At 33.3% G+C, this 25,513-nt stretch carries 33 protein-coding genes; 30 read left to right on the forward strand and 3 right to left on the reverse strand.

Annotated features, from left to right (window positions below; translation table 11 throughout):
- The first annotated feature begins 33 nt into the window (after positions 1-33).
- The gene (locus tag NCC77_RS17840; RefSeq protein ID WP_250836810.1) at positions 34-1,008 is read left to right on the forward strand and encodes a DUF3667 domain-containing protein; all 975 of its coding nucleotides are present in this window, start codon (positions 34-36) and stop codon (positions 1,006-1,008) included.
- Positions 1,009-1,017: 9 nt separating this feature from the next.
- Positions 1,018-2,034: a M28 family peptidase gene (locus NCC77_RS17845; protein WP_095928825.1), complete on the forward strand. Its 1,017-nt coding sequence runs from the start codon at positions 1,018-1,020 to the stop codon at positions 2,032-2,034.
- 142 nt (positions 2,035-2,176) lie between these two features.
- Here the strand turns inward: NCC77_RS17845 and rho are convergent, their stop codons facing one another.
- Positions 2,177-4,015 (reverse strand): transcription termination factor Rho, encoded by a 1,839-nt coding sequence (gene rho / locus NCC77_RS17850; protein WP_250836811.1) that lies wholly within the window; start codon positions 4,013-4,015, stop codon positions 2,177-2,179.
- 181 nt (positions 4,016-4,196) lie between these two features.
- Here rho and NCC77_RS17855 point away from each other — a divergent pair, with 181 nt between their 5' ends.
- The 3 genes from NCC77_RS17855 to NCC77_RS17865 all read left to right on the forward strand — a co-directional run bounded on the left by NCC77_RS17855 (position 4,197) and on the right by NCC77_RS17865 (position 6,334).
- Positions 4,197-4,607: a DUF4293 domain-containing protein gene (locus NCC77_RS17855; protein WP_250836812.1), complete on the forward strand. Its 411-nt coding sequence runs from the start codon at positions 4,197-4,199 to the stop codon at positions 4,605-4,607.
- 150 nt (positions 4,608-4,757) lie between these two features.
- Positions 4,758-5,417: a response regulator transcription factor gene (locus NCC77_RS17860; protein ID WP_250836813.1), complete on the forward strand. Its 660-nt coding sequence runs from the start codon at positions 4,758-4,760 to the stop codon at positions 5,415-5,417.
- Between the two features lie 11 nt (positions 5,418-5,428).
- Entirely contained in the window at positions 5,429-6,334 is a 906-nt protein-coding gene (locus NCC77_RS17865) for a sensor histidine kinase (RefSeq protein ID WP_250836814.1), read from the forward strand.
- On the opposite strand, the gene NCC77_RS17870 is transcribed toward NCC77_RS17865, so the two are convergent.
- Entirely contained in the window at positions 6,335-6,829 is a 495-nt protein-coding gene (locus NCC77_RS17870) for a metallophosphoesterase family protein (RefSeq protein ID WP_248727597.1), read from the reverse strand.
- Between the two features lie 371 nt (positions 6,830-7,200).
- Between NCC77_RS17870 and truA the strand changes: the two genes are divergently transcribed.
- The 5 genes from truA to lpdA all read left to right on the forward strand — a co-directional run bounded on the left by truA (position 7,201) and on the right by lpdA (position 13,158).
- The gene (truA, locus tag NCC77_RS17875) at positions 7,201-7,935 is read left to right on the forward strand and encodes a tRNA pseudouridine(38-40) synthase TruA (RefSeq protein ID WP_250836815.1); all 735 of its coding nucleotides are present in this window, start codon (positions 7,201-7,203) and stop codon (positions 7,933-7,935) included.
- Between the two features lie 151 nt (positions 7,936-8,086).
- On the forward strand, positions 8,087-9,841 hold the full coding sequence (locus NCC77_RS17880; protein WP_250836816.1) for an ABC transporter ATP-binding protein: 1,755 nt from the start codon (positions 8,087-8,089) through the stop codon (positions 9,839-9,841).
- 181 nt (positions 9,842-10,022) lie between these two features.
- Complete coding sequence (locus tag NCC77_RS17885) at positions 10,023-10,313, forward strand: ubiquitin-like protein (RefSeq protein ID WP_250836817.1); 291 nt, start codon at positions 10,023-10,025, stop codon at positions 10,311-10,313.
- 441 nt (positions 10,314-10,754) lie between these two features.
- Entirely contained in the window at positions 10,755-11,339 is a 585-nt protein-coding gene (locus NCC77_RS17890; RefSeq protein ID WP_250836818.1) for an NUMOD4 domain-containing protein, read from the forward strand.
- Positions 11,340-11,769: 430 nt separating this feature from the next.
- Positions 11,770-13,158: a dihydrolipoyl dehydrogenase gene (gene lpdA / locus NCC77_RS17895; protein ID WP_073416603.1), complete on the forward strand. Its 1,389-nt coding sequence runs from the start codon at positions 11,770-11,772 to the stop codon at positions 13,156-13,158.
- 203 nt (positions 13,159-13,361) lie between these two features.
- On the opposite strand, the gene NCC77_RS17900 is transcribed toward lpdA, so the two are convergent.
- The gene (locus tag NCC77_RS17900; RefSeq protein WP_053471712.1) at positions 13,362-13,580 is read right to left on the reverse strand and encodes a helix-turn-helix domain-containing protein; all 219 of its coding nucleotides are present in this window, start codon (positions 13,578-13,580) and stop codon (positions 13,362-13,364) included.
- Between the two features lie 94 nt (positions 13,581-13,674).
- Here NCC77_RS17900 and NCC77_RS17905 point away from each other — a divergent pair, with 94 nt between their 5' ends.
- From NCC77_RS17905 to NCC77_RS18000, 20 genes are all read left to right on the forward strand, one after another.
- Positions 13,675-13,866: a SymE family type I addiction module toxin gene (locus NCC77_RS17905; RefSeq protein ID WP_250836819.1), complete on the forward strand. Its 192-nt coding sequence runs from the start codon at positions 13,675-13,677 to the stop codon at positions 13,864-13,866.
- A gap of 63 nt (positions 13,867-13,929) precedes the next feature.
- The gene (locus NCC77_RS17910) at positions 13,930-14,679 is read left to right on the forward strand and encodes a DUF2314 domain-containing protein (protein ID WP_250836820.1); all 750 of its coding nucleotides are present in this window, start codon (positions 13,930-13,932) and stop codon (positions 14,677-14,679) included.
- 165 nt (positions 14,680-14,844) lie between these two features.
- Positions 14,845-15,351, forward strand: a complete 507-nt coding sequence (locus NCC77_RS17915; RefSeq protein WP_250836821.1) for a TPM domain-containing protein — start codon at positions 14,845-14,847, stop codon at positions 15,349-15,351.
- A gap of 107 nt (positions 15,352-15,458) precedes the next feature.
- Positions 15,459-16,106, forward strand: a complete 648-nt coding sequence (locus NCC77_RS17920; protein ID WP_250836822.1) for a suppressor of fused domain protein — start codon at positions 15,459-15,461, stop codon at positions 16,104-16,106.
- A gap of 11 nt (positions 16,107-16,117) precedes the next feature.
- Positions 16,118-16,456: an avidin-fold protein gene (locus NCC77_RS17925; RefSeq protein WP_250836823.1), complete on the forward strand. Its 339-nt coding sequence runs from the start codon at positions 16,118-16,120 to the stop codon at positions 16,454-16,456.
- A 22-nt stretch (positions 16,457-16,478) separates the two neighbouring features.
- A complete protein-coding gene (locus NCC77_RS17930) occupies positions 16,479-16,922 on the forward strand; it encodes a hypothetical protein (RefSeq protein ID WP_250836824.1) in 444 nt (147 codons plus the stop codon).
- Positions 16,923-16,934: 12 nt separating this feature from the next.
- Positions 16,935-17,369, forward strand: coding sequence for a GNAT family N-acetyltransferase (locus NCC77_RS17935; protein ID WP_250836825.1), 435 nt, complete (start codon positions 16,935-16,937; stop codon positions 17,367-17,369).
- A gap of 18 nt (positions 17,370-17,387) precedes the next feature.
- Positions 17,388-17,780, forward strand: coding sequence for a DUF1801 domain-containing protein (locus tag NCC77_RS17940; RefSeq protein ID WP_250836826.1), 393 nt, complete (start codon positions 17,388-17,390; stop codon positions 17,778-17,780).
- A 246-nt stretch (positions 17,781-18,026) separates the two neighbouring features.
- Positions 18,027-18,707, forward strand: a complete 681-nt coding sequence (locus NCC77_RS17945; RefSeq protein WP_250836827.1) for a DUF4919 domain-containing protein — start codon at positions 18,027-18,029, stop codon at positions 18,705-18,707.
- A gap of 135 nt (positions 18,708-18,842) precedes the next feature.
- A complete protein-coding gene (locus tag NCC77_RS17950; protein ID WP_250836828.1) occupies positions 18,843-19,385 on the forward strand; it encodes a DUF2975 domain-containing protein in 543 nt (180 codons plus the stop codon).
- Between the two features lie 10 nt (positions 19,386-19,395).
- The gene (locus NCC77_RS17955; protein WP_057116634.1) at positions 19,396-19,602 is read left to right on the forward strand and encodes a helix-turn-helix domain-containing protein; all 207 of its coding nucleotides are present in this window, start codon (positions 19,396-19,398) and stop codon (positions 19,600-19,602) included.
- A 79-nt stretch (positions 19,603-19,681) separates the two neighbouring features.
- Positions 19,682-20,275, forward strand: a complete 594-nt coding sequence (locus tag NCC77_RS17960; protein ID WP_250836829.1) for an NAD(P)H-dependent oxidoreductase — start codon at positions 19,682-19,684, stop codon at positions 20,273-20,275.
- Between the two features lie 24 nt (positions 20,276-20,299).
- A complete protein-coding gene (locus NCC77_RS17965; protein ID WP_250836830.1) occupies positions 20,300-20,740 on the forward strand; it encodes a hypothetical protein in 441 nt (146 codons plus the stop codon).
- A 104-nt stretch (positions 20,741-20,844) separates the two neighbouring features.
- Positions 20,845-21,330, forward strand: coding sequence for an SRPBCC family protein (locus NCC77_RS17970; RefSeq protein WP_250836831.1), 486 nt, complete (start codon positions 20,845-20,847; stop codon positions 21,328-21,330).
- 102 nt (positions 21,331-21,432) lie between these two features.
- Positions 21,433-22,329: an NmrA family NAD(P)-binding protein gene (locus NCC77_RS17975; RefSeq protein WP_250836832.1), complete on the forward strand. Its 897-nt coding sequence runs from the start codon at positions 21,433-21,435 to the stop codon at positions 22,327-22,329.
- 12 nt (positions 22,330-22,341) lie between these two features.
- Positions 22,342-23,256, forward strand: coding sequence for a helix-turn-helix domain-containing protein (locus NCC77_RS17980; RefSeq protein ID WP_250836833.1), 915 nt, complete (start codon positions 22,342-22,344; stop codon positions 23,254-23,256).
- A gap of 43 nt (positions 23,257-23,299) precedes the next feature.
- The gene (locus NCC77_RS17985) at positions 23,300-23,719 is read left to right on the forward strand and encodes a hypothetical protein (RefSeq protein ID WP_250836834.1); all 420 of its coding nucleotides are present in this window, start codon (positions 23,300-23,302) and stop codon (positions 23,717-23,719) included.
- Positions 23,716-23,928, forward strand: a complete 213-nt coding sequence (locus NCC77_RS17990; protein WP_250836835.1) for an ArsR family transcriptional regulator — start codon at positions 23,716-23,718, stop codon at positions 23,926-23,928. Before NCC77_RS17985 ends, NCC77_RS17990 begins: the two co-directional genes overlap by 4 nt.
- Before the next feature lie 79 nt (positions 23,929-24,007).
- On the forward strand, positions 24,008-24,376 hold the full coding sequence (locus NCC77_RS17995; RefSeq protein ID WP_250836836.1) for a nuclear transport factor 2 family protein: 369 nt from the start codon (positions 24,008-24,010) through the stop codon (positions 24,374-24,376).
- Positions 24,377-24,471: 95 nt separating this feature from the next.
- A complete protein-coding gene (locus NCC77_RS18000) occupies positions 24,472-25,512 on the forward strand; it encodes a serine hydrolase domain-containing protein (RefSeq protein ID WP_250836837.1) in 1,041 nt (346 codons plus the stop codon).
- The last annotated feature ends 1 nt before the right edge of the window (position 25,513 follow it).

Consider the following 25,513-nt stretch of genomic DNA (forward strand, 5'->3'; position numbering starts at 1 on the left):
AAACTACCAGAACCAATCAATTAAAACAAACCAATGTCACATAATAAAATTAGAGAAGACAAAACTTGTCTAAATTGCAGGCATGTTGTGGAGCAGAAATACTGCCCCAACTGTGGACAAGAAAATAGTGATAGCCGAAAGACTTTTCATCATTTATTTATTCACTTTTTTGAAGATTTAACCCATTACGAAAATGCTTTTTGGAAAACAATAAAAAATCTGCTGTTCAAGCCTTCAACGCTGACTAAAGAATACCTTTCGGGAAAACGTTTGTCTTATCTTGCGCCAGTTCGACTTTACATTTTTATAAGTTTTATTACTTTTTTATTAATTGCAATGTTTCCAAATAATGTTGGCGAAAAAATTGATAAAAGTGAAGAAGCACTTAACAAAGAACTCTCTAAGGCTACTGATAGCTTAAATATAAGCAGAAAAGACGACAAAAGATACTTTCATTTTAAAACAATGAAAGAACTTGATTCGATTCAAAAATATGGAAAAGAAAGTGAGAAGCTAAATGCTTCTTCTTATTGGTTTTCTGAAAAAGCTATACACGTTACGGAAAAATATACCAAAAAAGAGATTTATGAAAAATTCGTTGAATCGTTCTTTCATAACCTGCCTAAAATTCTCTTCATAATCATGCCGTTTTTTGCTTTTTTCTTGTGGCTTTTTCACAACAAAAAAAGATGGTATTATTTTGATCACGGAATTTTCACACTCCACTATTTCTCTTTTCTATTATTGATTTTCCTCATCATGTTTATTGTTGACAGATTGATTGGTCTTTTTGGAGAAGATAATCCGCTGTCTTTTATATCATCAATCACAACATTTGCAGGAACCATCTGGATGTGCTATTATTTTTATCCTGCACACCACCGTTTTTATGGCGAATCAAGAATAGTCTCTTTTATAAAAAGCTTTTTATTGTTCATAATAAATTCTCTTTTTATCCTATTTTTACTGACTTTATACGTTCTTTACACATTTATTAATTTACACTAACTAACTAGAATGAAAAAAATACTCATTTTATTTTTAGTTGTTACTGCGTATTCTTGTAAAACTGCGCAGTCAACAACAGCCAAAGACAATTCGGATCCGTCAAAATATGTTAAAGCTATCAGTGAAAAAGATCTTAAAAAAATGCTTTACACTATTGCTTCTGACGAAATGGAAGGCCGCGAAACGGGTTCTAAAGGACAGAAAAAAGCAGGTCTTTACATGATCGAGCAATACAAAAAAAGCGGAATTTCTTTTCCAAAAGGAGCGTCGGACTTCTATCAGCCAGTTCCTGCAGCATTTATGAATGCAAAACGCAATCAAAACCTTCCAGATTCAGAAAACATCTGGGCTTACATTGAAGGTACAGAAAAACCAAATGAAGTTTTGGTAATTTCTGCGCATTACGATCACGTGGGTATCAAAGATGGAGAAGTGTACAACGGTGCTGATGATGATGGTTCTGGAACTGTAGCGGTCATCGAAATGGCTAAAGCTTTTGCTAAAGCTAAAAAGCAAGGTCACGGCCCAAAACGTTCTATCTTATTTCTTCATGTAACTGGTGAAGAGCATGGCTTACACGGATCTCGTTATTATTCTGAAAATCCATTATTTCCTATTGCCAATACAATCGCAGACATCAACATCGACATGATCGGACGCCGCGATGTGGAGCATTCAAATACAAACAACTACGTTTATGTAATTGGTGCTGACAGGTTATCTTCTGATTTACACAATGCGGTTGTAGCTCAAAATGAAAAATATATCAAAATGGACTTAGATTTTAAATTTAATGATCCAAAAGATCCAAACCATTTCTATGAGCGTTCTGACCACTATAACTTTGCAAAACACGGTATTCCAGCTGTTTTCTTCTTCAACGGAGTTCACGAAGATTACCACGGAAAAGGCGACGAACCTCAAAAAATTGAATACGACGCTTTAACTAAAAGAACAAAGCTGGCTTTTGTCGTAGCTTGGGATTTAGCTAATAGAGAGAATAGACCGGTAGTTGATAAGAAATAGTGACATAGCAACAAAGGTTCAAAGTGACAAAGGTTTTCTTAACAACAAAAAAAGGGATGATAAATTTATCATCCCTTTTTTTATAGGTTAGCTCAAGAAAAAAAACTTTGTCACTTTGTCTCTCTGAACCTTTGTTCCTTATTTAGTCATTCATCGAAATCAAAAACTCTTCGTTGTTTTTAGTTTTCTTGAAACGATCGTTTACGAAGTCCATAGATTCTACTGGATTCATATCGGATAGATATTTACGCATAATCCACATTCTTTGTAATGTTTTTTCGTCTAATAATAAGTCATCGCGACGTGTACTTGACGATGTAAGATCGATTGCAGGGAAAATACGTTTATTTGCAATTTTACGGTCTAATTGAAGCTCCATGTTACCTGTTCCTTTAAATTCTTCAAAGATAACTTCGTCCATTTTAGAACCCGTTTCAGTTAATGCAGTTGCGATGATACTTAAAGATCCTCCGTTTTCTACATTTCTTGCCGCTCCAAAGAAACGTTTTGGTTTTTGCAATGCATTGGCATCAACACCTCCACTTAATACTTTTCCAGACGCTGGTTGAACCGTGTTGTAAGCTCTTGCTAAACGAGTGATAGAATCTAATAAAATCACAACATCGTGACCGCATTCTACTAAACGTTTTGCTTTTTCCAATACAATGTTAGCAATTTTTACGTGCTCTTGCGGTTCTCTATCAAAAGTTGAAGCAATAACTTCACCACGAACACTTCTCTGCATATCGGTAACCTCCTCAGGACGTTCGTCAATCAGAAGAACAATTAAGTAAACTTCAGGATGGTTTGCTGCAATTGCATTTGCAATATCTTTAAGAAGCATTGTTTTACCTGTTTTAGGCTGGGCAACGATCATACCACGCTGACCTTTACCTATTGGTGAAAACAAATCTATAATTCTGGTTGAAATAGAACTGCCTTTTTCGGCTAGTTTGAATTTTTCTGAAGGAAAAACGGGTGTCAAGTGTTCAAAAGAAACTCTATCGCGAACAACTTGCGGATCGTGTCCATTAATTTTTAATACACGAACCAAAGGAAAAAACTTCTCTCCTTCTTTTGGAGGGCGAACCACACCTTTTACAGTATCTCCGGTTTTTAAACCAAATAATCTGATTTGTGAAGTTGATAAATAAATATCATCTGGAGAAGCTAAATAATTATAATCTGATGAACGTAAAAATCCGTAACCGTCAGGCATCATCTCTAGAACACCTTCACTTTCTATAATTCCGTCAAATTCAAAATCTGAATCTCTGAAATTATTATTGTTCTTTTTATTTTTATGATTAGGATTTTGATTATTGTGATTTCCGTTTCCATTGCCATTCCCGTTCTGATTTTGATTCTGATTCGGGTTTTGATTTTGGTTCTGGTTTTTATTCTGATTCGGATTGATCTTTTTAACAGGAGCTGTTTGAGGAGTTTTTTCAGCTGTTTCGGCTGTTGGTTCAGAAGTAGTTGGCTCAGATGGGGCTGTTTCTATATTTTCCTCTGCAGGAACTTCATTTACAGCCTCTTTCTCTTTTTTAAGAGCTACTTTTTTCTCGTATGCCGACTTGCTGAATTTTACAACTTTAGGCTCTTTTTTTGCTACTGGTTCTTTCTTATCCTGTGCTTCTACTGTCGCCGTTTCTGCAATTGGCTCAATTGTATCTGCAGCATCGTTTTTTTGAACAGTTTCCTCTACTTTATCAAATTCTAAAACGGGTGTATTTTTGGTATTCGCTGCTTTTGTTTTGGCTGGAGCAATTCTGGCACGCTTTGGTTTATCTTCTTTGGCATCAGAAACTACTTCTGTTTGAGAAGCTTGAGCTGGCGCATTAGAGCTCTCTTGGTGTGCTAAAATCTGACTAATTAAAGTCTCTTTTTTGACACCAGTAATCTTTATTGTTTTAGCTAACTTAGCTATTTCTTGAAGCTCAGAAAGCTTCATTTCTTTTAATGCAGAAATATCAAACATGAATGTTCTATGAATTTAATTATTTTAAGGAATACTGTAAAAAGAATAGGTAGATAATTAATTTGAATTGACCGCAGTATGAAGTGCTTACGGTATTATGATGCAATAATACGAATAAAATTTTATCATACAATAGTATTTTAAAAAAAGAAAATATATTTTTGTAAAACATTTTTAGACCATGATACAAAGAATTCAGACTGTATATTTATTTCTAGCTTTTGCTGCAACTGGCATTTTAATGCTTTTTGTTCCGCTTTGGACAACTAGTGCAGGAAAGCCATTCTTTTTTATGCAGGATCAGCTTTATACTGTTTTATTAGGCTTAACGACTATGCTTAGTATTATCAGTATCATTTCATTCAAAAAGAGACAAAATCAGTTTGTGCTAAACAGATTGAACATAATATTAAATTTAATTTTATTAGGATTATTTGTATATCGATCACTAAATTTATCTGGAGAGACTGAGGTCTCTGAGAAAGGTATTGGGATGTTCATGCCGATTGTTGCTATCGTGTTATTAGTTTTAGCTAATAAGGCCATCAAAAAGGACGAAGATCTTGTAAAATCTGTTGATCGTTTGAGGTAAACCTATAAACTTAGTTTATTTGTGCGAAGAAGAACCCGAATTTTTATTCGGGTTTTTTTTATGCCTTATTTTATCATAAATCAGACCTAAAGGGCATTATAGATATGTGATTTACATGATAAATTTGCATTTTCAAATTCAAATACAATCATGACACCAAAAATAAGGATTCATCTTGCAGATGATCATCAGGTATTAATTGATGGTCTTTCAAACCTGCTCCAAACTGTTTCAAATTTTGAAGTAGTCGGAACTTCTTTAGATGGGACTACTGTTTATGATGATGTCATGAATGACAAAGCCGATGTTTTAATTCTTGATATCAGTATGCCAAAGAAAGACGGCATAGAGGTACTGAAAGAGTTTAATGAAAAAGAAATGCCTTGCAAAGCTATTATTTTATCCAGTTATGATGATCTGAAAATCATTAAAGAGGTTATGAAATTAGGTGCAAAAGGCTATCTGTTAAAAAATTGCGCCGGAGAAAATATCATTGAAGCTGTCGAAGCCGTTTATCAAGGCCAGGAATATTTTAGCGACAGTGTTAGAGAGAAAATTTTCAATACTTTTAGAGACAATCCTAAACTAAATCAAAACGCGGTTATAGAAAACCCAATTCTAAGTCCGCGTGAGATCGAAATCATTATTTTAATTGCCTTAGAATACAGCGGTAAAGAAATTAGCAAAAAGCTTTTCATCAGCTCACATACTGTCGAAACGCATCGAAAAAACATCATGAAAAAGCTTAATATAAAAAGCACAATAGGTCTGGTAAAATATGCTCTTAAAAACAATTTGATTAATCCTTAAAGATTGCTTTTATGTTTCGTTTCAAATTCATTTTATTTCTTCTTTTACTTTTTTCTTTTGAAGGAAATAGTATCGCACAATCAAAGGATACAGCAAAAGTTTCACAAACGGCAAACAACCAAACGACCGTTAATCATCTTAGTAAATCAGAACAACTTCGAAATAAAAAAATCGTCAGTTTAACCATTATACTTACTGTCATCATTTTTCTTTTGTTTTACTTTTTATACCAAAACAACAAACTAAAACAGAAAATAAAACGAAAAGACACCAAACAGAAAATCCTTCTTAATATTATCAATTCCGGAATCGATTCTCAAGAAGTAGAGCGTAAAAAAATTGCTTCTTTTCTCCATGACAATATCAATTCGCTATTGTCTTCTGCGGGATTACATCTAAATACATTTACAGCTCAAAACGATGTAAAATCGGAAGAAATACGTAAAGCAAAAGCTATTCTATCAGAAGTTCATGAACTTTTACGCGATATGTCTCACGATCTTGTTCCGTCGCTTTTGGTTCGTTTTGGATTAATTTATGCTTTGGAAGATCTATGCGAGAAAAACTCAAACTCTGCGATTGAATTTGAATTTTCAAGCACTATTCCGACCAGTAGAAGATATGTTGAGAAATTTGAGATGAAAATCTATTTCATAGTCAGTGAACTCTTCAGTAATATTACCAAGCATAGCAATGCTCAAAAAGCAAAACTTTCTTTAGCAGAAAAAGAAAACCAACTTATCCTCCACATTCACGATGACGGAATTGGTTTTAAAACACAAAAATTAAAAGATGCTGAAGGCTTCGGTTTAAGTAGAATTAGAGCTAGAATCAAAAAATATAAAGGAAATTTATCGATAACTTCAAAAGAAAATCAGGGAACAAAAATAAAGATTCAGATTCCGCTGCCGCATTAATTACTTCTCTCCTATTTCTATAATTTCCAAATCTTTGATTTTATCATCATCGATTACAAAACGCAACATGGTTCTCACTTTATGAAAACCGCTTTTTCCTGCCGCGCCTGGATTCATGTGCAATAAATTATTCTTTTTATCAAACATGACCTTCAAAATATGCGAATGCCCACAGATAAATAATTTAGGCGGATTCAAAGCTAATTCTTCTCTAACATTCTGATTATATTTTCCGGGATAACCGCCAATATGAGTAATCCAAACCGAAACATTTTCACATGAAAAACGATTATTTAACGGAAATTCTAATCTTGCTTTTGCATCGTCAATATTTCCGTAAACCGCTCGTAACGGTTTTAGTTTTTTAATCGTATCTGTAACTACCAAATCTCCAATATCTCCCGCATGCCACACTTCATCTGCCTGAGCAACATATTTTAAAATAGTATCATCGATGTGACTGTGAGTATCGGAAAGGAGAAGAATTTTGGTCATTTTTTTTAGAGGCTAAGATTCTGAGGCGCTAAGATACTAAGTTTTTCCTAGCATTTTAAATTGTAGAGACGCACAGCAGTGCGTCTAAACTCGATTAGCAAATAACAAATATCAAAAACATCATAACATGCCTATAGAAAAAACTCAGAATCTTAGCACCTCAGAACCTTAGTATCTTTTTCATACCTTTGCAACTCTGAACTTTTGCGGCTATGCCCTGCAGTGCGCCTCTACAGATATACACAACCAAAATCTTTGTAACTCTGAATCTTTGCAACTTTGCCACTAAAGAAAAAAACTTAGAATCTTAGCATCTCAGAACCTTAGCATCTTTTTCATACCTTTGCACCTCAGAACCTCTGTCCCTTAAAATGAGATATTTTATTCAATTCGCTTATAACGGAACACATTACCATGGCTGGCAAATACAGCCAAACGCTTCTTCAGTTCAAGAAACTTTAAATAAAGCTTTTTCGGTTTTATTAAATGAAACCATCTCCATTATGGGTGCTGGAAGAACAGATACCGGCGTACATGCAAGCGAAATGTACGGTCATTTTGATACAGAAAAAAACTTAGATATTCCAGTTTTAGTTCACAAACTGAATTCTTATTTACCAAAAGATATTGCGATTTTTAATATTATTCTGGTTCACGATGATGCGCATTGTAGATTTGATGCTACAAAACGAACTTACGAATATCATATCAATACAGTAAAAAATCCGTTTTTACAGGAATTGAGCTGGTATGTTACACAAAAATTGGATGTAACTTTGATGAATGAAGCAGCGCAGTTACTACTGAAGCATACCGATTTTCAATGTTTTTCAAAAGTTAACACTGATGTAAACACATTTGATTGCACGATTTTTGAGGCGTACTGGAAACAAGAAAACGAAAAACTGATTTTTACCATTTCAGCAAATCGTTTTTTAAGAAATATGGTTCGCGCTATTGTGGGCACTTTGATCAATATTGGTTTAAAGAAAATAACTTTAGCGGATTTTGAAAATATCATTGCCAGCAAAAGCAGAGAAAAAGCAGGATTTTCGGTTCCGGCTCATGGTTTATATTTAACCAATATTTATTACGATTACATTTAATAGCCCTGATTGAAGTGAAAAGCTTTTTTGAAAAAAATATAGTTTTTGTAATTTTTATGGAGCGACCAACGGAAGCTTTATAAAAATTAAACAAAAACATATTTTTGAGAAAAACTTGTAACGGAAAGCAGGAAACAGCTCCTAAAAATAAATGAAAGCAAAAGCATTCGATACAGGATTATTCAAAAGAATTTTAAAATATACACGACCTTATAAATGGCGTTATTATGGCGTAATCATATTTGCCATTTCGCTATCTATCTTCGCTGCACTTCGCCCCTATTTACTAAAAGAAACGGTCGATGGCTACATCAAAACTCATGATAAAATGGGCTTGCTGATGTATATCGTTTTGATGGGAGTCGTTTTACTGATGGAAGTCTTTTCTCAATTTTACTTTGTTTATTGGGCCAACTGGCTCGGACAAGATATTGTAAAAGATATTCGAACTAAACTTTTTAAACACATTTTGAGTTTCAGAATGAAGTATTTCGATTTGGTTCCCGTTGGACAGCTGGTTACTCGAGCTGTTTCGGATATTGAATCGATTGCCCGTATTTTCAGTCAAGGTTTGTTTATGATTATAAGCGATTTGATGAAAATGGTCGTGGTTCTTATTTTCATGTTTTATATGAACTGGAAACTAACCTGGATCGTTGTAGTTGCAATGCCTATTTTGGTTTACATTACCAGAATTTTCCAACGTAAAATGCAAGTGGCTTTTGAAGAAGTTCGAACGCAAATTGCCAATATGAACTCTTTTGTACAAGAGCGCGTGACGGGAATGAAAATCGTGCAGCTTTTTAACCGCGAAAAAATCGAAGCAGAAAACTTTAAAGAAATCAACAACAAGCATAGAGTCGCTTGGATTAAAACGATTTTGTACAACTCCATCTTCTTCCCGATTGCCGATATTATTTCGTCTATTACTTTAGGTTTGGTTGTGGTTTATGGCGGATTCAGAATTTTGAATGGAGATCATTTTACCACTTTTGGTGATTTGTTTTCGTATACGATGTTTATCGGAATGCTGTTTAATCCATTGAGACAAATTGCGGATAAATTTAACGAGATGCAATTAGGAATGATCGCTGCCAATCGTGTTTTTGACATTATTGATACGCAAGATCACATTCAAGATACAGGAACCATTGAAGCGCCTGTTTTTGATGGAAGAATTGATTTCAAAGACGTTCGTTTCAGCTATATTCCAGAAGAAGAAGTCATAAAAGGTATTGATCTTTCGGTTTCTGCTGGACAGACCGTGGCGATTGTAGGTTCTACAGGAGCAGGAAAATCTACTATTATTAATTTATTAAATCGTTTTTACGAAATCAATAGCGGAACAATCTGCATTGATGGAGAAAATATCGAAAATTACACTTTGGCTTCTTTAAGAAAGCAAATTGCTGTTGTTTTGCAAGATGTGTTTTTGTTTGCCGATACGATTTATAATAATATTACTTTGCACAATCCAGAAATTACAAGAGACAAAGTAATTGATGCCGCAAAGAAAATTGGAGTTCATGATTTTATTATGAATCTGCCAGATAATTATGATTTTGATGTGAAAGAGCGAGGTGTCATGCTTTCGTCTGGACAGCGTCAGCTTATTGCTTTTTTACGTTCTTATGTGAGCAACCCAAGTATTTTGATTTTGGACGAAGCAACTTCTTCTATCGATACGTATTCTGAAGAAATGATTCAGCGTGCAACAGAAACAATTACAAAAGGAAGAACTTCGATCATTATTGCGCACCGACTCGCAACAATTGTAAATGCCGATAAAATTGTGGTTATGGACAAAGGTCTGATTGTCGAACAAGGCACACATCACGAATTACTAAATAAAACAGATGGCTATTACAAAAACTTGTACGATTCACAATTTTCAGTAGCTAATTAGCCTTGAGAAATTACTTACATCACTAATTTCCAAAATCTTACAAAAACTTAAACACCAAAAAACGCGGATATTTCTTGTATTTAGGAAAAAATGATTTTATCACCACTCAATAATTTTAGTTGTATTCTTACAAATAAATAAGTAAGTTTGAGGAATAAATAATCATTTTTAAAAAATACCTATGAAAAAGAAATTACTTTTTATCGTTTTATTTTTAGCGTTTTCGCTTAATGCATTCTCAATGCAAATTTTTGTAAAAACTTTGACTGGAAAAATCATAACAGTTGAGATGGAAAGTTCAGACACTATTGATAATCTTAAGGCTAAAATATTCGATAAAGAAGGAATTAAACCTGAGTGCATAAGATTAATATTTGCAGGAAAACAACTTGAAGACGGAAGGACATTAAATGATTATAACATTCAAAAAGAAAGCACAATACATGCAGTTATAACTTACCCATGTCCGTAATTTTAATTATCTATTAAAAAATGAAATTGTATTGATTAGATTTTAAAAATAGTTTTCAATACACTATTACAATAAAAGGGTTTGACTTTAAAAAAAGTCAAACCCTTTTTCATATATACAGTAAAAAATAATTCTCATTTTACTTCAAGCCTAATTCAACACAATTTTCATCAGTAAAAGGACCTTAATAATTTCAAAAATTGACTAAACCAGTAAATTAATAATTATTTAGCTATAAATTAATCTTTGTTTCTTAAATTAAAAAACTGCAGTATTCATAAATTGTGATTTAAAATCCGACTAAAAACTGTCAAAAACGTTTTAAAACGTTAAATTAGCGTTATAGAAATCATAAAATTGACCTTTCACAATCAGTTAGATAGCAGAAATTTTTTGTTTATTCTTTATCTTTGAGAATATAGAAATCAAATGTAAAAGACAATGCCACAAAATAGATTTTATCCTGATGAAAAATTCAAAGAAATAGAAATAAATGCCTCATTACAATTAAGATACGCCATTTCGAACAGAGGGAGACTAATCAGTTTTACTGACGATATTGAAAACGGACGCATTTTAAAAGGAGGTTTAAGCGACGGATATCCAACTTTCCGTTTTAAGGTTAAAAAAGACGATAAAATCGTAAATAAATATCTCTTCTTATACAAATTAGTAGCTGAGTACTTTATTCCAAAAGATTCTGAAGATCAAACCTATGTTTTGCACTTAGATTACAACAGAGCAAACGATGATGTGAGTAATCTTCGCTGGGCAACCAAACAGGAAATGATGGCGCACAGCCGCAAAAGTCCGCGTGTTATTCAGGCAAAAAAGAACTTAATTGAACACAATCTTAAAGCTGACGGACGAAAATTAACGACCACAAAAGTCATGTTAATTAAAAAAATCCTAGCAAGACCTGAACAAAAAACACGTCTTAAAATGATTGCCAAACAATTTGGTGTAAGCGAAATGCAAATTAGAAGAATTGCCAGCGGAGAAAATTGGGGGCACGTTAAGATTTAATGATGAATTGTTAATTGATAACGATTTGTCAGGCTGAGCGAAGTCGAAGCCCGCGCAAAGCTCTTCGACTTCGCTCAAAGAGACAAAAATTATAATAGCCACAGATTACACAGATTAACACAGATTTTTTAAAATCATTTTAATCCTAATAATCTGTGGCTTATTTTTTATCTTTTTCAAGACACTTGTCACTAATTACTAAGAACTAATCACTAAATCTTAAAAATCACTTCATAATTCACAATTTACAATTCACAATTAGTTCGCTTTCTGTGAAAAGACCAAAATCTATGTCTTTAAAAACAAAATTTCAAGTGTTCATATAAAATAAATCATTAAATTCGCAATCACAAATAACAAAGAAAAAATCGAAAGATGAGTTTCGGAAAACAAACTTCATTTTCGATAGTTAATACTAAAAGCAAAAAAAATGAAATACGACGTTATTGTTTTAGGAAGTGGTCCTGGAGGATATGTAACAGCGATTAGAGCTTCACAATTAGGCTTTAAAACTGCTGTAGTAGAAAAAGAAAATCTAGGTGGAGTTTGCCTTAACTGGGGATGTATCCCAACAAAAGCGCTTTTAAAATCTGCTCAAGTTTTTGATTACCTTAAACACGCTTCTGATTACGGATTGAAAGTTTCTGAATTTGATAAAGATTTCCCTGCAGTTATTCAACGTAGCCGTGGTGTAGCTGAAGGAATGAGCAAAGGTGTTCAATTCTTAATGAAAAAGAACAAAATTGACGTTATCGAAGGTTTTGGAAAATTAAAACCAGGAAAAAAACTTGACGTTACTGATAAAGACAATAAAGTTACAGAATATAGCGCTGATCACATTATCATCGCAACTGGTGCTCGTTCTCGTGAGTTACCAAACTTACCTCAAGATGGTGTAAAAGTAATTGGATACCGTCAGGCAATGACATTGCCAACTCAACCAAAATCTATGATCATTGTGGGTTCTGGAGCAATTGGAGTTGAGTTCGCTCACTTCTACAACTCAATGGGAACAGATGTTACTATCGTAGAATTTATGCCAAACGTAGTTCCTGTAGAAGACGAAGATATCTCAAAACAATTTGAGCGTTCTTTGAAAAAATCAGGAATTAAAGTAATGACTAACTCTTCTGTTGAGCGCATTGACACAACAGGTGCAGGAGTTAAAGCTTTTGTTAAAACGGCAAAAGGAGAAGAAGTTCTAGAAGCCGACATCGTACTTTCTGCAGTTGGAATCAAAACAAACATTGAAAACATCGGATTAGAAGAAGTTGGAATCGCTGTTGATAGAGATAAAATCTTAGTAAACGCGTACAACGAAACTAACATTCCAGGATACTACGCAATTGGAGACGTTACTCCAGGTCAAGCTTTAGCTCACGTAGCTTCTGCTGAAGGAATTAACTGTGTTGAAAAAATTAAAGGTTTACACGTAGACCCAATCGATTACGGAAACGTTCCTGGTTGTACTTACGCAACTCCAGAAATCGCTTCTGTAGGTTTAACAGAAAAACAAGCAAAAGAAAAAGGTTACGAATTAAAAATTGGTAAATTCCCATTCTCAGCTTCTGGAAAAGCAAAAGCTGCTGGAAATGCTGACGGATTCGTAAAAGTAATCTTCGATGCTAAATACGGAGAATGGTTAGGATGCCACATGATTGGTGCTGGTGTTACAGATATGATTGCTGAAGCAGTTGTAGCTCGTAAACTAGAAACTACAGGTCATGAAATCTTAAAATCTATCCACCCTCACCCAACAATGAGCGAGGCTGTTATGGAAGCTGTAGCTGATGCTTACGGCGAAGTAATTCACTTGTAAAAATATACCGTTTTACGGTTATATATAATTCTCAATTTAATAAATCCGATTTGTGAAAGCAAGTCGGATTTTTTTATGGCGTGTCCCTCCGGGTCAGGCTGTCCGCTATATCTTTTATGGCGAACCCCGCCATAAAAGGATGCCGCTCCCATCCTTCACGCACAATCGTTTTCAAAAGATCGAATAATCATTCATTAAATTAATTACGATACATCAACCAACTTCGATAAAGAAATCTCTAACGCTGTTGCAACTTCTAGCAAAGTATAAAGTGTTGGATTAACTTTTCCATTTTCAAGTTTTTCTATAGATTGGCGATCTTTATTACATGCTCGAGCTAAATCAGATTGACTCCATCCCTTCACTTCTCGTAATTCAATAATTCTTTGACCAATTTTCTTCTTAAGTATATCTCGTGTCATAAATCAAATGTCATATAATTTGCTGACAATTTTGTCATACAATTTACTGACAATTCAAATTCTATTGTATCTTTGTCATACAATTATATCACAAATGAAAAATTCAAGAAAACTTAAAATACACAGTAAATTTCAAACGAGAACATCAAATCACATTACAATTCCATCATTAAAACTAGAAGGAAAATGGCTTGAAAAACTAGGGTTTGAGAAAGGAAAAATGGTAATTGTGGAACAAAAGAAAAACAGACTCACCATAACCTTAGAAAAAATCAAAAATCATTAAATAACATTTCTCCCAAAGTACTAAAAAGATTACTTTTATAAATCATTATAAAAATCCTTTTTTATGGAAGAAACAAAAATATTCTACGCCGACGGAGAAAATCCAAAAATGATCGAAGCTTACAAAAGAGCACAAGAAACCTTTAAATATTTCTGGAGAGAATTATCTTGGGAATACAGAAGAATAGTTCCAGGATTGGATGTTGCTTGTGTAAAATTGGCTTTCACTCAAGATATAGACGACGAAACTATCGTAGAACATATGTGGATTAACGACGTAAACTTTGATGGCGAAATGATATACGGGATTTTAGTAAATGATCCCAATGATCTAACCAATGTCAATAATGGAGACGAAATTGCAATTCCGATTAATCAAATCAGCGATTGGTTATTTGCAAGTCAAGGAAAAACATACGGAGCTTTTACAATACACGCCATGCGCTCAGAAATGGACGAAGACGAAAGAAAAGACCACGACGATGCTTGGGGCTTAGAGTTTGGAGATTACAATGATATTCTGGTTGTTACAAATCAGAAAGAGAAGCCAGAAAACTTGGTAGAGCATCCGATGAGTATCAATATGAAAGAAAGTCTCATCGAATTCTTAAAAAACAATCCAGAAGAAATAGAAGCGAAAGACGATTTAGGCTACACTTTTTTGCATCGTGAAGCTATTGCTGGAAATCAAACTTCTGTAGAACTTATTTTAAAAGCAGGAGCCAATGCAAATGCAAAAACCAATAGCGGAAAAACAGCTTTAGATTTTGCCAAAGAACTCAAATGGGATCATTTAATACCTTTATTTCAATAAAAAATTTCAAAATCCGATTTACCAAAAGTAGATCGGATTTTTATTTATTAAACTGCTTTTCTAAAAAGAATATTTTTCATTTTAAAATCAAAACTGATCATTTTTTCATCTGTTTACAATAAAGAATGTGCTACTTTTGCAGCACCAAATCTAACATGCCATAGAATGAAAAAATTATTCTTTACGCTTATACTGTTATCTTCAGTTTTATCTGCCCAAACCAAAACCGACACTGATTTTGCTTCCCGTTTAAAAAGCACTTTTTCTCAATCTACAGACTGTGTAAACGACTTCGAAAAAGTATTAAAACCAGCAGAACTTCAATCGTTAAACACTACCCTTAACGCTTTCGAAAAAAAACACCTTTATAAAATTGTAGTCATAACAACTCCTTCTGTTGAACCTTTTAAATCTTTTGACGAATTTGCAGTAGATCTTGACAAATTTTTATCAAAAGACCCGCGATTAGATCCAACCCTTTTAATTGTTGTCAGTAAAACATTAAGGCAAATTCAGGTTTTAAGCGTCGATTTTATAAAATACAAATTAAATGCTGAAGACACACAAAACATAATCAGCACCTACTCTATTCCCGAACTTAAAAAAGGAAACTATTTTAAGGCTTTAGAACAGGCTTCAAATGAATTCATGAAAAAATTGCAACAACAATAAATAGATCAAAATCCGATTTGCGAAATCAAATCGGATTTTTTTTTAATATGTCGAAACTAATAGTTAGAAAAAGACTTATTTTAGTGTAAAAATAAGTTTTACTAGAAATGGAATTAGAACAATACAAAAAAGAATTTACCGAAGATGATGCTGTTGGCTGGTTAGAAATTGATAAAGAATTTGAACGTCTGTATCCGAATCAGGAACCCAAACATTTTGCTCCAGCAATTAGTTATATGCTTGGCGGAGAACATCCGCTTGACGGCGTAAGCTATTACGAAAGCAAAAATCAAGAAGATCATTATCATTTTATTACTTACGGCTTTTCTGAATTGTATTATAATGAAGAAAAAGCAGGCGGAGAATTTAGCAAATGGGGATTTGAACTTACTTTTAGATTAAAACCTTATGGAGCCGACAATCAAAATCCGAGCTGGGCTGTGGCTTTGCTTCAAAATATAGCCAAATATGTATTTGACAGTGGAAATTGGTTTGAAGAGTTTCATTACATGCCAGCAAACGGACCAATTCGTTTGGACACTGAAACCGATATTACGGCACTAATTTTTGTGAATGATCCCGAAGTCCCTAAAAAACAAACGCCACACGGCGAAGTTTCATTTTTACAAATCGTCGGAATTACTACAGAAGAATACGAAAACATTAAGGAAAACCCAGAAAAGGTTGAAGCATTAGTCCATAAATTAAAAGAAAACAATCCATTACTAATTACCGATTTGAATCGAAAAAGTTAATTTGCAAACAAATGATTAATTACAATAATAAAATTTTTAAACCTGTAAGTAATACAGAAAACGGAGAAACGTCTAACGAAACTTCATTTCATTATAAACAAGAAGGAAACATTTTAACTTCTGAATATTCTGGAGGAAAAATCGTTAAAGGTCATTTAATTGGTTTGGTTGACGGCGCGGGAAATATCGAAATGAGATATCATCAAGTGAATGAAAAAGGCGAATTAATGACTGGTTTCTGCACTTCTAAACCTGAAATTTTAGCAAGCGGAAAAATTAGGCTTCACGAAACGTGGCAATGGACTTCTGGAGATTTATCTAAAGGAAATTCTATACTTGAAGAACAATAAGAAAATATAAACAGTATAATCAATGAAAAAAACTCTCTTACTATTCCTTATTTTAACCAGTATATCATACGCGCAAACTAAAAAAGAAATCCTAGTAGGCAATTGGTTAGGAACAGATGCCAGTGGCGCAAAGAATACAATGATTTTTACTTCAGATAATTTTATTTCGATGACCGTTAATGGTGAATTAATAGACGGGAAAAATTATATCGTTAAAGGAGGAAAAAACAACGGGCAAAAAGGCCTATTAAAATATGAAATTGATGAATCTAAAACGCCTATAGCGCTAGATATCATCGCTTATGCTTTAGAAAAAGGCAAGCAAATTGAAAAAGGCAGGTTTTTAGCAATATTAGATTTTAAAAGTAATGATGAAATTAAAATCAATCTCAGTTTAAACGGAGTTAGAGCCACAGAATTTAATGAATCTAATGCAGCAAGTACAATTTTGCTGAAAAGAAATTAAATACAAAAATGCATGTTAAGCATCGTAGAATCTAGAGATACCGATTTACCTCATTTAAGAGAATTATTCTTAAACGAAAGACGGCGCACATTTACAGAACAAGATATTTCAGAATTTGAATTAGACGATTTTGACAAGCAAACGCAAGGTGAATATATTTTAACGGCGCTTGTAAACAATATTCCAGTCGGATTTATTTCGATCTGGATGCCAAACAATTTTATTCATCATCTTTACGTTGATGTTAAACATCAAGGAAAAAACCTTGGTACAGAATTATTAAAAGCGGCCATCTTAAAAACCTCATTTCCAATTACTCTAAAATGCCTTACAAGCAACATTAAAGCAGTTGAGTTTTACAGAAAAAAGGGCTTTATAGAAAAATCGAGAGGAAATTCTAGCAACGGAACTTATATTCTATTTGAGTTGACAAAAGAGGTAAAATAACCATAAAATGCTGAAGACATGAGCCAGATTCAAGATTACAACAATTCTCAGACAATAGAAAACAAAGAAATCTGCGACCTTCTTTTGGCGATTATAAATGAAAATCTTTCTGACGCCGAAAGCAAAATCTGGCATGCGCATCCTGTTTGGTTTCTAGACGGAAATCCGATTGTGGGTTATAGCAAATTAAAGGATTCTGTCCGATTGCTTTTCTGGAGCGGACAATCTTTTGACGAAGAAAAACTCCAAAACGAAGGTTCGTTCAAAGCTGCCGAAATGCGCTACACAAATAGCAATCAAATAAACGAACAAGACTTAAAACGCTGGCTGGAAAAAAGCAGAGAAATTCAATGGGACTATAAAAACATTGTCAAACGAAAAGGCGTACTGCTTCGAATAGAACCACTTTAAAAAAGGAAAATGGATTACCGAATAATGTAGAAAAACAAAATTCCTAATTACTTGGGCGTATCCCTCCGGGTCGAGCTGTCCGCTATATTCCCGATTAACAAAAACTACGGCTAAAAAGCCTTGTTTTTCTAAATCGGGAGATGTCGCTCCCATCCTTCACGCATCTGGTATTCATAAGAACATTTTTGTTCTTATATTATTTGTACTTTAGTAAGATCAGAACTACAATCAAAAACACTCCTCATCATGCTAAAACAAATTTTCATCCTTCTCGTTTTTTGTTTCGGAATTCAAGTGCATTCACAAGAAATTGGTTTTACAACTCCAGATTATAAAGCCATCGAAAAAGAAATCAACAACAAAAATTCCAAGTTTTACTATCCTAAATTAATGGAAAGACTCACGAAAAATGATACGCTTTTATCGTATGACGAATACCGCCATTTGTATTTAGGCTATGTTTTTCAACCCAAATACAATGCCTTTTGGAAATCACCAGACGAGGAACAGCTTAACAAATATTATAACAAAGAAGAACTCGAAGTTTCAGATTACGATGAAATAATCAAATTGTCCAATCATACCTTAAACGAATTCCCATTTGACTTAAAACAGCTCAATTTCCTCACTTACGTTTATCACTTAAAAGGAGACGAAGCATCTGCAAAAATTGCTTCTTTTAGATTTCACAGTATTATGAATGTTATACTTTCTTCTGGTGACGGAAAAAAATGCGAAACTGGTTTTCATGTCATAATGGTCGAACACGAATACATTTTGCTCAATCTTTTTGAAATAGAATCTAAAGGACAATCGCTCGTTGATAATTGCGATTATCTGAGTTTCGAAAAAGGTGTCTACAATGTAGACGGTATTTATTTTAACATCGAAAAAATGCTAGAAAACGAAAAGAAAATGCTTCGATAATATAATTTCAAAAACAATACACAAAAGCTTCAGCACAATTTAATGCTGAAGCTTTTTTTTGATAAAAACTATTTATTTATTGTTTATCAATAAATTTTTATTATTTTAGCAGCATAACTTCTAATCTTGAATAGCATGGAAATTAAAATTGGAACACCACAGATTCTAAAAATCCTGAATATCTTATCATGGATTATTTTTATTGGCTTATGCGTAGAAGCCGGCATGTATCTTTTTAACGGAATTTATACTATGACGATAAACTCCTATAATGCACGTTTTCTTCATTTACTTGACTTATATAATTACAGTACTAGTTTTTATATTCAAGAAATATGCTTTATAAGCATCGTGGCGATCTTAAAAGCCATTATGTTTTATCTGATTGTAAAAATGTTGCATGAGAAAAAATTAAACATCGAACATCCTTTTACTGCCGAAATGGGGCGTTTTATATCTTATCTTTCTTATCTCGCTTTCGGAATTGGGTTGTTTTCTTTCTGGGCCTTCAAATTCAACAATTGGTTAATTATTAAAGGCGTAAAACTTCCTTCGTTGGAATCACTTAATCTTGAAGGGCACAGCATTTGGATCTTTATGGCCATTGTAATGTTTGTTGTGGGACAGATTTTTAAAAGAGGAATCGAAATTCAATCTGAAATTGACTTAACTATTTAAACAAAAAATTATGCCCATTATAGTAAATTTAGACGTCATGATGGCAAAGCGAAAAATGTCATTAAACGAACTTTCAGAAAAAGTAGATTTAACCTTGTCTAATCTTTCCATTCTAAAAACTGGAAAAGCAAAAGCAATTCGTTTCAGTACGCTCGAAGCAATCTGTAAAGTTCTCGATTGTCAGCCCGGCGATATTTTAGAATTTTCTGAAGAATAATAAAAACTTTTATTTTAATTTGTATTTTCGTACAAAATCAAATTCATAAAAGAATATTTTCTAATCCAAAAATCTAAAAATGAATATTCTAGTTGTTTACGCACATCCTAGCAAAAAATCATATACTTTTCAGGTTTTAGAAAGATTGAAACTAGCCCTGAATACGGAAAAATGGAATGTAGAAATCTCCGATTTATATGCGTCCAATTTTGTAAGCGATATGTCTGAGGAAGAATACGAACGCGAAGGTTTTGCTAAAATACAGCTTCCTATTCCTGCAGATGTTTTAGCAGAACAAGAAAAAATAGAAAAAGCAGACTGCATTATTTTTCTATATCCTGTTTGGTGGAGCGATTGTCCTGCAAAATTAAAAGGCTGGTTTGATCGTGTTTACTCGGTTGGATATGCTTATGGACAAAACGAAACGTCTAGAAAAATGAAAACTATTCCGTACGGTCTTGTAATTTGTACAGCAGGTCATCCGAATGAATTCTTGCATGAAATTGAAATCGCGCAAAGCATGGAAAAAATTATGCTCGAAGACCGACTTGGAAAACGTTTTACGCATAAAGAAATGATCATTCTAGGCGGAACATTAGAACTAGAAAATGTTATGTCAACACATTTTGAACTCCTAAATAAAATTCCTCAAAAAATTAAAGCAATACTATAAACCTAAAATTTTACTTTATCAAAAATGGCACTAGACAACAATGCAGAAAAATCAGTTTTTGAAGAAATTCCAACAGAAAAAATATACTCAGAAAAAGCCATAAGAATAGGAACTTTTTTTGCAGGCCCATTGGTTGCTGGGTATTGCATTGCAGAAAATTTCAAAGTATTTAATGACTTTGAAAAAGCCAAAAACACCTGGATTATTACCATTATATCCATGCTCGCAATTATTCCGCTTATCTTTATCATTCCAGATAACTTTCCTAGTTTTCTTTTTCCGTTACTTTATTTAACGGTATCTTCTTATTTTTTGAAAAAATTTCAAGAACAGAATATTCAAAAACATATTCAAAACGGAGGTGAAACTTTTGGAGGATGGAGAGTCACTTTGATTGGTTTGTTAAGCATTATTGTTTTTTTCGGAATCATAATTAGTGTAGTCTTATTAACAGAAAACGTCTGATAATTTTTCTGTCTGAAACACCCCTTAAAATTGTCTTTTAAACACCTTAACCAATTGATTTTTAGATTGTAAATTTACTTTACTAATTTAAAAGTCAATTGATTATGAATACTCAAGATTTTACCACAACAATACTTGTCAGTCAATCGCCAGAAGAAGTTTTTAAAGCCATCCAAAACGTTCGCAGCTGGTGGTCTGAAGAAATTGAAGGCAAAACAGCAAACGAAGGAGATGAATTTAAATATCATTATGAAGACGTTCATCGTTGTAAAGTCAAATTAATTGAAGTAATACCGAATCAGAAAATCGTCTGGCTGATTGAGGAAAACTATTTCAGCTTCACCCAAGACGATACCGAATGGACCAATACGACTGCTGTTTTTGATATTTCGAAAGAAAACGACAAAACGAAACTCAATTTTACACATGTGGGTTTAGTGCCAGAATACGAATGTTTTGAAGTTTGCAAAGCAGGATGGACCAATTACATTGAGAATAGTTTGAAAAAACTAATTGAAACAGGAAAAGGTCTGCCAAATGCGACTGGAAAACCCCAAATTGAAACCGAAAGAAAATTATCCGAAAAATAAAATCACATTTCATACTATTATTTTAGACTACGTCAATCATAGATTTGGCTAAATCTCTTTTGCTAATGCTTCGCAACTTTGTGTCAACAAAAAAATAATAGTATGAAAATTATAATTACAGGTTCTCTAGGGAACATTAGCAAGCCTTTAGCGAAAGCTTTATTAAAAGAAAACCATCAAATTACAATAATTGCAAGCAGTAGCGAAAGAAAATCGGAAATTGAAAATCTTGGAGCGCAGGCCGCAATTGGATCTGTAAATGATGTCGATTTTTTGACTCAAACTTTTACAGGAGCCCATGCCGTATATTGCATGATTCCACGCGCGAATTATTTTGATCCGAATCTTGATTTAGATGCTTTTACGCGTACAATTGGAAATAATTATACAGCAGCCATTGCAAAATCTGGCGTAAAACGAGTAGTGTTTTTAAGCAGTATTGGTGCACATTTAGAACAAGGTTCCGGAATTATTCAACGCTATAATGAAATCGAAGCAGTTTTGAACAGACTTTCAGATGTTTCGATTACATTTATGCGTCCGACTTCTTTTTACTACAATTTGCTGGCTTATATCCCGATGATTAAAAACCACGCCATTATAGCTGCTAATTATGGAGCGGACCAATTGATTCCGTGGGTTTCTCCAAACGATATCGCCGAAGCAATTGCAGAAGAACTTACAACTCCGCTTGACGGAAAAAAAATACGTTATGTGGCTAGCGAAGAAGTTTCTGGAGATGAAACCGCAAAAATTTTAGGAGACGCCATCGGAAATCCAGATTTAAAGTGGAAATTAATATCCGACGAAGAAACACTAAACGGATTAATTGCTGTTGGAATGCAACCAAAAATCGCAAAAGGTTTGGTAGAAATGTATGCCGCACTTTACAGTGGTTTGCTAAGTGAAGATTATTACCAAAATCGTCCTGCCGTTTTAGGAAAAACAAAACTGGCCGATTATGCAAAAGAATTTGCTGCCGTTTTCAATCAAAATTAATTACCTTGTACTATGGCCAATCAGCAACCACTTCGATTTAAGACAATAAGCGAATTTCATGATTTTAGAGATTTGCCAAAACCCGAACATCCTTTGGTAAGCGTTTACAATTTTGAAGATTTAAAATATCTAAATAGCGAAGAACCCAAAAGCTTAATGCTGGATTTTTATTCGATTGCTTTAAAAAGAAATGCCAACGCAAAAATGCGATACGGCCAACAGGAATACGATTTTAAAGAAGGCGTTTTAATTTTTCTTTCGCCAGGACAAGTTTTTTCTATTGAAGGAAATGCCGAAATGCAACACACAGGATGGTCATTATTGATTCATCCTGATTTTCTTTGGAATACGCCACTTGCTCACAAAATCAAACAATACGACTACTTTGGTTATGCAGTTAATGAAGCGCTTCATCTTTCAGATAAAGAAGAGAATATGCTCATTGATATTATTAAAAATATTCAGCAGGAATACCAATCTAATATCGATAAATTCAGTCAAGACGTTATTATTGCACAAATTGAATTGTTTCTCACGTATGCAGAACGATTTTACAACAGACAATTTATTACCCGAAAAATAAGCAGTCATCAGATTTTGGCACGATTAGAAAAACTTTTGGAAGACTATTTTACCGACGACACTTTAAAACAAAAAGGAATTCCAACAGTTCAATTTATTGCCGAAAACCTAAATGTTTCATCCAATTATCTTAGCGCACTATTAAAAACGCATACGGGTCAAAGCACACAGCAGCATATTCACAATAAATTGATTGAAAAAGCCAAAGAAAAGCTTTCAACTACTACTCTATCGATCAGTGAAATTGCATTTGAACTGGGTTTTGAACACCAGCAATCCTTTAGTAAATTATTTAAAACAAAGACAAACACTTCCCCTTTAGAATTCAGGCAATCGTTTAACTAATTGCTTTATTTTTCATACATTCGTTAAGTAAAAAACGAAAATTATGAATCCATTTTTAAGAAATACTTTGGCTGTCATTGCAGGTCTTGTTATTGGCAGTATTGTCAACATGAGCATCATTTTAGTAAGCGGCTCTATAATTCCAGCGCCAAATGGTGCAGACGTTACTACTACTGAAGGTTTAAAAGCAAACATGCATTTATTTGAGCCAAAGCATTTTCTTTTCCCATTTTTGGCGCACGCAATCGGAACTTTTGCAGGAGCATTGACAACCGCTGTTGCTGCAATTAAACACAAAACAAAACTGGCTTTTGGCATTGGAGGTTTCTTTTTATTTGGTGGTCTTGTTACAATTTTCACTTTACCTTCTCCGCTTTGGTTTGGTATAGTTGATTTAGTTTTTGCTTATATTCCGATGGCTTATTTGGCTTCTAAAGTTGCTGTAAAAAAAGTAAAATCATGAAAAATCAAAAAAAAATAAAACCAGCAAAAAAATGCTATGAACATCTTGGCGGTAAATTGGGAGAATTGCTTCTAGAATCATTTGCAGACAAAAAATGGATTGCCAAAAATAATCCCGAAGAGAAGCATTTTTACATAACCGAATTGGGTGAAAAAGAGTTTTCTAAACTTGGTATTGATCTTAGCCAAATCAAATCGGAGGCCATTTAATTTTATAAATTTCCTTTTCTATTCTACAAAATTTATAGCACTTTATTTCATAACTTAGTTTGCTTTTAAATCTTGAATCATGACTAAGAAAGAAATCGCTAAAAACTTCCTGAAATTGGCAGCTAAGGGACATTCTCATGAAGGTTTTCGATTATATGTCGGAAAGAATTTCAAACATCACAACGCGTACTTCAAAGGCGATGCAGACACCTTAATGCTTGCCATGGAAGAATCTGCTAGGACAAATCCGAATAAGATTTTTAAAATTCATCATATTCTAGAAGATGGAAATCTAGTTGCTGTACATTCACATCTTAAACAAACGCCTTCAGACATTGGTTTTGCCGTGGTGCATATTCTAAAATTCAAAGACGACAAAATCATAGAATTCTGGGATTTAGGGCAGCCTGTTCCAAAAGATTCTATTAATGAAAATGGAATGTTTTAATTTTTGTTTCACGTTTCAGGTTTCAAGTTACCTACAAAACGTGAAAACTGAGAATTGAAAATTGAAACTTTAAAAAATTCACCACTAACAATCAAATGAACTTCATCGCCAAAATTTCCTTATTAACAATTCTAATTTTCACTTCTTGCAATTCATCGGCACAGAAAAAAGAGGATTATAAAAAAAGTATCGACAGTATACTTCAAAATTCTAATCCAAAATTTAATGGTGTGGTTTTGATTTCGCAAAGCGGAAAAACATTGTATTCTAAACCGCAAGGCTTTTCTAATTTTGAAACTAAAAAACTTTTAAAATTAGATACGCAATTTGAAATCATGTCCAACAGCAAACAAATTGCTGCTGTTTTGATTTTATTGGAAGTTGAAAAAGGAAAAGTCGATTTGAATACGCCCATCAAAAAGTATTTACCAGAACTGACTCAAACTTGGGCAGATTCTGTAACGGTTCATCAGCTTTTAAATCATTCTCACGGAATTGTCGCTTTACAAAAACCATTGGCTTTTAAACCTGGAACTAATTTTAAATATGGAGATTTAAGTTTTAGTCTCCTTGGGAAAATTGTGGAGTTTTCAACAAAAAAAAGTTATGAAGATGTTGCCAATGCACTTTTCAAACATTTAAAAATGGCTCATACTTTTGCTTATTCTAAAGATAAAATTCAAAATTTAGCATCAGGTTATATTAATAAAAATAATGTTTTTGAAATTGTAAAAAACAGTAAAATTAAGCCTGAAAATTTAGGTGCAGATGGCATTGTTTCAATTGCTTCAGATTTAGTAATTTGGAACAATAATCTTCATAAAGGAAAAATCCTTAAACCAGAATCTTACAAACTGCTTACGGCAAATACTATTCTGTCACAACATAATTTCTTCGGAAAAGAAAAAGAACCTTACGGTTATGGAATTCGAATTATCGAAAAAGAGCCTGTTAAATACATTGGCCATACTGGTTTAGGAGATGGTTTTTCATCTGTAAATTTGTATTTCCCAGAAAGTGATGTGAGTTTTATTGTATTGGAAAACCAAATGAATGAAGATATTAATTTAGTTTATGCATGTGAATTTAAAATAAAAAACATTTTATTCAAAAGTGCTTTATTAAGTAAAAAGTAAA

This window comes from Flavobacterium tyrosinilyticum, assembly GCF_023656565.1.
In the GTDB taxonomy this organism is placed as follows: Bacteria; Bacteroidota; Bacteroidia; order Flavobacteriales; family Flavobacteriaceae; genus Flavobacterium; species Flavobacterium tyrosinilyticum.